7 protein-coding genes are annotated in these 6,204 nt (G+C 40.6%); 5 read left to right on the forward strand and 2 right to left on the reverse strand.

Annotation, left to right across the window (positions count from 1 at the left end; all coding sequences use genetic code 11):
• Window positions 1–7: 7 nt before the first annotated feature.
• The 3 genes from hflX to B9A18_RS08180 are packed head-to-tail and all read left to right on the forward strand — an operon-like array spanning window position 8 to window position 2,285.
• Window positions 8–1,198: a GTPase HflX gene (gene hflX / locus B9A18_RS08170; protein WP_084288741.1), complete on the forward strand. Its 1,191-nt coding sequence runs from the start codon at window positions 8–10 to the stop codon at window positions 1,196–1,198.
• 18 nt (window positions 1,199–1,216) lie between these two features.
• Window positions 1,217–1,594: a 30S ribosome-binding factor RbfA gene (gene rbfA, locus B9A18_RS08175; RefSeq protein WP_084288802.1), complete on the forward strand. Its 378-nt coding sequence runs from the start codon at window positions 1,217–1,219 to the stop codon at window positions 1,592–1,594.
• A gap of 40 nt (window positions 1,595–1,634) precedes the next feature.
• Window positions 1,635–2,285, forward strand: a complete 651-nt coding sequence (locus B9A18_RS08180; protein WP_084288742.1) for a TonB family protein — start codon at window positions 1,635–1,637, stop codon at window positions 2,283–2,285.
• A 4-nt stretch (window positions 2,286–2,289) separates the two neighbouring features.
• On the opposite strand, the gene B9A18_RS08185 is transcribed toward B9A18_RS08180, so the two are convergent.
• Window positions 2,290–3,168, reverse strand: a complete 879-nt coding sequence (locus tag B9A18_RS08185) for a diacylglycerol/lipid kinase family protein (RefSeq protein ID WP_084288743.1) — start codon at window positions 3,166–3,168, stop codon at window positions 2,290–2,292.
• 43 nt (window positions 3,169–3,211) lie between these two features.
• Between B9A18_RS08185 and B9A18_RS08190 the strand changes: the two genes are divergently transcribed.
• Together B9A18_RS08190 and aat are read left to right on the forward strand one after the other, a co-directional pair.
• The gene (locus tag B9A18_RS08190) at window positions 3,212–4,189 is read left to right on the forward strand and encodes an App1 family protein (RefSeq protein WP_084288744.1); all 978 of its coding nucleotides are present in this window, start codon (window positions 3,212–3,214) and stop codon (window positions 4,187–4,189) included.
• 31 nt (window positions 4,190–4,220) lie between these two features.
• On the forward strand, window positions 4,221–4,868 hold the full coding sequence (aat, locus tag B9A18_RS08195; RefSeq protein ID WP_084288745.1) for a leucyl/phenylalanyl-tRNA--protein transferase: 648 nt from the start codon (window positions 4,221–4,223) through the stop codon (window positions 4,866–4,868).
• Window positions 4,869–4,918: 50 nt separating this feature from the next.
• Here aat and B9A18_RS08200 read toward each other — a convergent pair whose 3' ends face one another.
• Window positions 4,919–6,142, reverse strand: coding sequence for an IS256 family transposase (locus B9A18_RS08200; protein WP_084288746.1), 1,224 nt, complete (start codon window positions 6,140–6,142; stop codon window positions 4,919–4,921).
• Window positions 6,143–6,204 lie beyond the last annotated feature (62 nt).

Below are 6,204 nucleotides of genomic sequence, written 5' to 3' on the forward strand. Positions count from 1 at the left end.
ACTTTACATGGGAAAACAGAAATATTACGATACAGCGGTTAAACAGGAACGGGCAGTGCTTGTTGGTGTGATCAGGCCCGGTGAAAAGCCTGAGGAAACCAGAGAATATCTGGATGAGCTTGCTTTTTTGGTTGATACTGCCGGTGGTTTGGTTGAGCGTGAATTTACCCAAAAAATGCTTAAACCGGATCGTGCCACCTTTGTAGGTACCGGAAAACTGGAAGAAATAGAGGCTTACGTTAAGTCTGAAGAGATTGATATGGTTGTTTTCGATGATGAACTTTCACCATCACAACTAAGAAATATAGAAAGAGTGCTGCAGGTAAAGGTATTGGATCGTAGTAACCTGATCCTTGATATTTTTGCCGGAAGGGCCCAGACTGCTCAGGCTAAAACGCAGGTAGAATTGGCTCAGCTGCAATATTTATTGCCGCGCTTAACGCGTTTGTGGACTCACTTGGAGCGTCAGAAAGGTGGTATTGGGATGCGTGGCCCTGGTGAAACGCAGATTGAAAGTGATAGAAGGATGATTCTTGAAAAGATAGCCCTCTTGAAAAGCCGGTTGAAACTGATTGATAAGCAGAATGAGACACAGCGTAAAAACCGTGGACAACTCATTCGCGTTGCATTGGTAGGTTATACCAACGTTGGGAAATCAACCATCATGAACATGCTTTCCAAATCAGAGGTATTTGCTGAGAATAAGCTGTTTGCTACATTGGATACTACAGTTCGTAAGGTGGTGATAGAGAATTTGCCATTCTTATTGTCTGATACTGTAGGTTTTATCCGGAAATTGCCACATCATCTGGTAGAGTGTTTTAAATCTACGCTTGATGAGGTGCGTGAGGCTGATATCCTGATTCATGTTGTTGACGTTTCACATACTAGTTTTGAAGATCAGATTAATGTGGTAAATGAGACGTTGAAAGACCTTGGAGCAAGAGATAAGGAAACGATCATGGTATTCAATAAAATTGATGCTTATGTGAGTCCTGAGCCTGATCATGAAGAAGAGGAGCCGGTAGTGCTTACGCTTGAAGATTTTAAAAGAAGCTGGATGGGATCAGAGAATGCTCCTGCAATATTTATTTCAGCACTGCACAAAGAGAATTTAGAAGAATTTAAACAATTATTATACGATAAAGTTATCGCTTTACACACGGAGCGCTATCCTTATGATAAGTTGTTATTTTAATTGAAGAAAGGAACCATTATGGAAAGTAAACGTCAACAGAAATTTGCCGGGATTATACAAGAAGAGTTAGCTGCTATATTTCAGCGTGAAGGAGCGGCATATTTGCCAAATACATTGGTTACTATCACTAAGGTGCGCGTTTCTCCGGATTTAGGGGTTGCTAAGGTCTATTTAAGCTTTTTAAATACAAATAATACCACTTTATCAGTAGCTGAAGTAAATTCACATGCTAGTGAGATCAGGTATAAGTTAGGTGCGAGAATTCGTCACCAGGCTCGTGTGATTCCTACATTAACTTTCTTTGTAGATGATACGAATGAGTATGTTGAACACATGGATAAGCTGTTCGATAAGATCTCTAAAGAACGTAAAGAAAACGGTACTGAGGAGGAGTAATTTCCCTCCTTATTCTGGATAAAAATGCGTAAATTAGGGTATGACGAGAATACTTTTGGCATTTTTTGTTCTATCTGCATTTTGCTTAAAGGCTCAGCCTGTAATAAAGGGTGGGCTGGAGACTTTTGTTACAGCAAATAGCATTTACCCCCGGTACTCCCTGCATAACTGTATTCAGGGTACAGTCGTTATCAGCTTTAAGCTGAATAAAACCGGCGAAGTCTATTATTCGAAAATTAGCTCCGGCATAGGTACTGATCTGGATGATGAAGCCCTTAGGCTGATCAGATTGAGTAGTGGCAAATGGATTGTACCTAAAAATCAAGATACAACAGTATCCCTCATTGCTCCAATGAAGTTTAGCCTATCCGGCTATAATTGTGAGGGTAAAAACCCTCAGGAGATACAGAGCGCAATTATGGCTTACAGAACCAATGAAGGGCTTACCAATTCCATTCTGAATTTTTACAGGAACAAAGAAAAGGGGACTTATAAAAAAGAGGAAGAAGCCCGGTTTGTTCAGTTAAAAGACGAGCTAGGTTATGACGACGAGTATTTCAGTGAGCGGATAAAGGATGGCTTGAGGAAGCTTAAACAAAAGGATAAACAGGGCGCCTGTGAGGATTTTCTTTTTGTGAAGCATATGGGCTCAACGCTGGCAGATGAAATGCTCGGGAAATATTGCAAATAGTCTATTATACGATGATATGGATGGCCTCAGGAATGATGTGCGCTCTTAGCATGTTTACCTTGCCAATATATTCTCCGTCTACCTGGAAATGTGCTTTGCGTTTCGTTTTAATTTCCAGACTGCTCGTTTGAAAGGATTCTATGTTTTTCGGGTTAAAAGGCAGTTTGGTAGCCCAGATCTTCAGGATTTCCAGCGTTGAATAGTTCTTTACAAGGATGATCTCGAAAAGGTCGTCATCAAGCTTTCCTTCCGGATTGATTTTTACACCTGTGCCATACATGGTTGCGTTGGCTATAACCACCATCGCTGCCTGTGAACGGATGCGGTTATTTTCGATTTTAAATTCTACATCCATTTTATTGTGAGTCCACAATGCTTTCCATGCGGCCTTTGCATAACCAAGCATGCCTCGTCCTGGCAGGTCACCAAACTCTTTAACAATATAGGCGTTAAAGCCAATATCGGCCAGGTGTATGCACAATTCTTCATTGATCATAACTGCATGAATCTTTTTCGGCGTGCCATTTATAGTTACATGAAGTGCTTGCTGAATGTCAAGTGGTATTCCTAACTCTTTGGCCATGCCATTTGCCGAGCCAGCGGGAATGATTCCGATAGGTTTATCTGTTCCCAGCAAGCATTCGGCAACAAGCTTTAATGTGCCATCACCCCCAACGGCAATTACTCTTGTAGCATTCGATTTTTGGATGATGTCTTTGAGCTTTTCTACCGAACAATCTTTCTGAAGTTCGTGTGTTTCAAATGGATATTTTTTATCTTCAAAATAGGTTACAATTGCTTCTTTTAAATTTATTTTCCTGTTTCCGGAGCCAGGATTTATAATAAACAGCAGTTTTAAATTCGAACTCTTTTCTTTCCTCATGTAAAAGCAAAACAACCGCTGTGCTAGTCTGTTTTAAATAGTGATGAATAAATCTGTCAGCGTTAAATTATATCATGGTTATGGGCACACACATAATTTAGTTGTATATGGACATGTGTTCCGTTTTAAAGCTAAAGTTAAACAGGTATACAGCAATAACCTTTTTGTGAATGTGCTGCATCTTTTAAAACTGTTTGTGCTTAAGCCGTATCCTTTCGTGAAAGTCAGGTTGCTATTTAATGGCCAGACTGTTCTTGGGCATACGGAGTATGATGGTTTTTTTAAATTTGAGTGGAAGGCAGAAAAAGAGGTGTCGGCTGGCTGGCATAAGGTAAAAGTTGAAGCCTTGAATGATAAATCGGAGGTTATGAGTGCCGGTGAAGGGTTGGTTTATGTACCTCATATTACTCAATATGGGTTTATATCTGATATTGATGATACGGTAATCGTTTCACATTCGGCTACTATTGTCAGACGGTTAAGGGAGCTTTTTATCAAAAATCCCCGGACACGAAAAACGTTTGCTGATGCGCGGAAGTTCTATAATTTACTTGCAGGCGCTAATACTGATGAGTTTCAGCCCAACCCTTTTTTTTATGTTTCGAGTAGTGAATGGAACCTGTATGATTACCTCCTGGAAACTTTCAGACATAACAAACTGCCTGAAGGGGCGTTTTTACTGAACCAGATTAAAAGGTGGGGAGATCTTATAAAAACAGGGAGGACTGGGCATGAAGGTAAATTGATGCGTGTAATGCGTATTTTGGATGCATTTCCGAATCAAAAGTTTGTGCTGATAGGCGACAATTCGCAAAAAGATCCTACCATTTATACCCGTATTGCCAATAAGTATCCTGGAAAAATTGAGGCCATATATATCAGAAATGCTCGTCCGGACAAAGCAGCCGAAGCGGGTATTTTACTGAAAGAGGTGGAGACTTTGCATGGAATCAGGACTTGTTTGTTTAACCATAATGAAGAGGCTATGTGTCACTCAAAGCAAATTGGCCTGATAGATTAGATTTTGATATTTTTAGTGTGTAATATTGTAAATGGTTTTTAAGTTAGACGATAATGAGATTGTCTTCCCAAATCCGGCATTAGCGGATTCTGATGGGTTATTGGCCATAGGAGGCGATCTAAGGCCAGAAAGATTGATTCTGGCGTATAATAATGGTATTTTTCCCTGGTTTAGTGAGGATGATCCTATATGCTGGTATGCGCCTCTTGAGCGCTGCGTAATTTTCCCTGAGCATGTTTTCATTAGCAAGAGTATGTCGAAGCTGTTGCAACGGAATGCTTTTTCTGTTACTTACGATCAATCCTTTAAGGAAGTGATAGAAAATTGCGCTAAAATAGGTAGAAGAGATCAGGACGGCACCTGGATCACCGGGCACATGCAGGAGGCTTACATAGAATTACACAAATGTGGATACGCACATAGCGTGGAAGTCTGGCAGGACAGTCACCTGGTAGGTGGTTTATATGGGGTTCAGGTCAATGATGTGTTTTGCGGAGAAAGTATGTTTAGTAAAGTAAGTAATGCTTCTAAGTACGCACTGATTTCGCTTTGTCAGCGCAAGAAATATAGCATCATCGACTGTCAGCTGCCTAATGATCATTTAATGAGCTTAGGTGCAGAGATGATCAGTAGCGAGGAATACCTGGGCTATCTGAAGGCTACTACTTCGGGTATGTAAAATAAACTGTGTCAAGGCGGTGATTCATTAGAGTTACTGCCTTGTTCATTTTAGTTCAAATCTAATACCATCCGATCAGGAAACCAAATGGCAAGTTTTTGCGCAGTGATACCCCAATTACTCAATGGCATTGTCCACTTCTGGCTAATGTTATTATGTGCCAGGTAAATTAGTTTTAGTAGTGCCATATCAGAAGTAAATGCTCCTTTTGTTTTAGTCACCTTTCGTACCTGTCGGTGGAATCCTTCAATGGTGTTGGTGGTGTAAATCAATCTGCGTACAGCAGCATCATATCGAAAATAGCTGGTTAATTTTGACCAATTATTCCTCCAGGATTCAATCACTTTTTCATATTTCTTACCCCATTTAGCCTCCAGATCATCCAATCTGAGTTCTGCCTGTTCAAGTGTATCAGCTTTATAAACAGGCTTCAGATCGGTCATAAATGCTTTTTGGTCTTTTGAAGCTACATATTTCAAGCTGTTGCGGATCTGATGTACTACGCAGGTCTGGATTTCCGTTTGTGGAAATACGGTATTGATAGCAGCAGGAAACCCATTCAGGTTGTCAATACAGGCAATCAGAATATCTTTTACCCCTCTGTTCTGTAAATCAGTGAGCACCGATAGCCAAAAATTGGCGCCTTCATTTTGAGAAACATACATTCCTAAAAGGGTCTTATAACCGTGGCGATCTATGCCGATTATATTGTAAACTGCATGTGAGATCATGCGATGATCCTCTTTGACTTTGTAATGCATCGCATCCAGCCATACAATAGTATAGAGATCCTCCAATGGACGGGATTGCCATTCCTTTACTTCTGGAATAATTTTGTCTGTAATGGCTGATAAAGTGCTGTGACTGATATCTGTATCGTACATATCCTTTATGTGTTTGGAAATATCCCTAAGGCTCATTCCAAGCCCATACATACCAATGATTTTAGTCTCCAGACTTTCTGCAAGAATAGTCTCGCGTTTGCGAATCAACTCAGGCTCAAAGGTAGAGCTCCGATCTCTTGGGGTGTCGATGGTAATGGTACCGGAGGAAGTACGTACTTCTTTACTGGTCTTGCCGTTTTTACGGTTGCCTGAAAGGCGTTCCTCAGAATCTAAATGGCTTTCAAGTTCCGCTTCTAATGCCGAGTCTAAAAAGCTTTTTAGTAAGGGAGCAAAAGCTCCGTCCTTACCGTACAAGGATTTGCCCGAACGCAATTGCTCAAGGGCCTTTTGCTTCATTTGCTCATAATCGAGCTGCTCATCTTTTCTCATTTTATAAACTGTGTCTCTAAGTTAACAATTAACTATTTTGACACAGTTTATTTTACACCCTC

This window comes from Pedobacter nyackensis (assembly GCF_900176505.1).
GTDB classification, from domain to species: Bacteria; Bacteroidota; Bacteroidia; order Sphingobacteriales; family Sphingobacteriaceae; genus Pedobacter; species Pedobacter nyackensis.

What these genes read in the sequence shown, in the direction of transcription:
- hflX (WP_084288741.1), top strand. Translation starts at nt 8, where the DNA reads ATGGGAAAACAGAAATATTACGATACAGCGGTTAAACAGGAACGGGCA.
- rbfA (WP_084288802.1), top strand. Translation starts at nt 1,217, where the DNA reads ATGGAAAGTAAACGTCAACAGAAATTTGCCGGGATTATACAAGAAGAG.
- B9A18_RS08180 (WP_084288742.1), top strand. Translation starts at nt 1,635, where the DNA reads ATGACGAGAATACTTTTGGCATTTTTTGTTCTATCTGCATTTTGCTTA.
- B9A18_RS08185 (WP_084288743.1), bottom strand. Translation starts at nt 3,168, where the DNA reads ATGAGGAAAGAAAAGAGTTCGAATTTAAAACTGCTGTTTATTATAAAT.
- B9A18_RS08190 (WP_084288744.1), top strand. Translation starts at nt 3,212, where the DNA reads ATGAATAAATCTGTCAGCGTTAAATTATATCATGGTTATGGGCACACA.
- aat (WP_084288745.1), top strand. Translation starts at nt 4,221, where the DNA reads ATGGTTTTTAAGTTAGACGATAATGAGATTGTCTTCCCAAATCCGGCA.
- B9A18_RS08200 (WP_084288746.1), bottom strand. Translation starts at nt 6,142, where the DNA reads ATGAGAAAAGATGAGCAGCTCGATTATGAGCAAATGAAGCAAAAGGCC.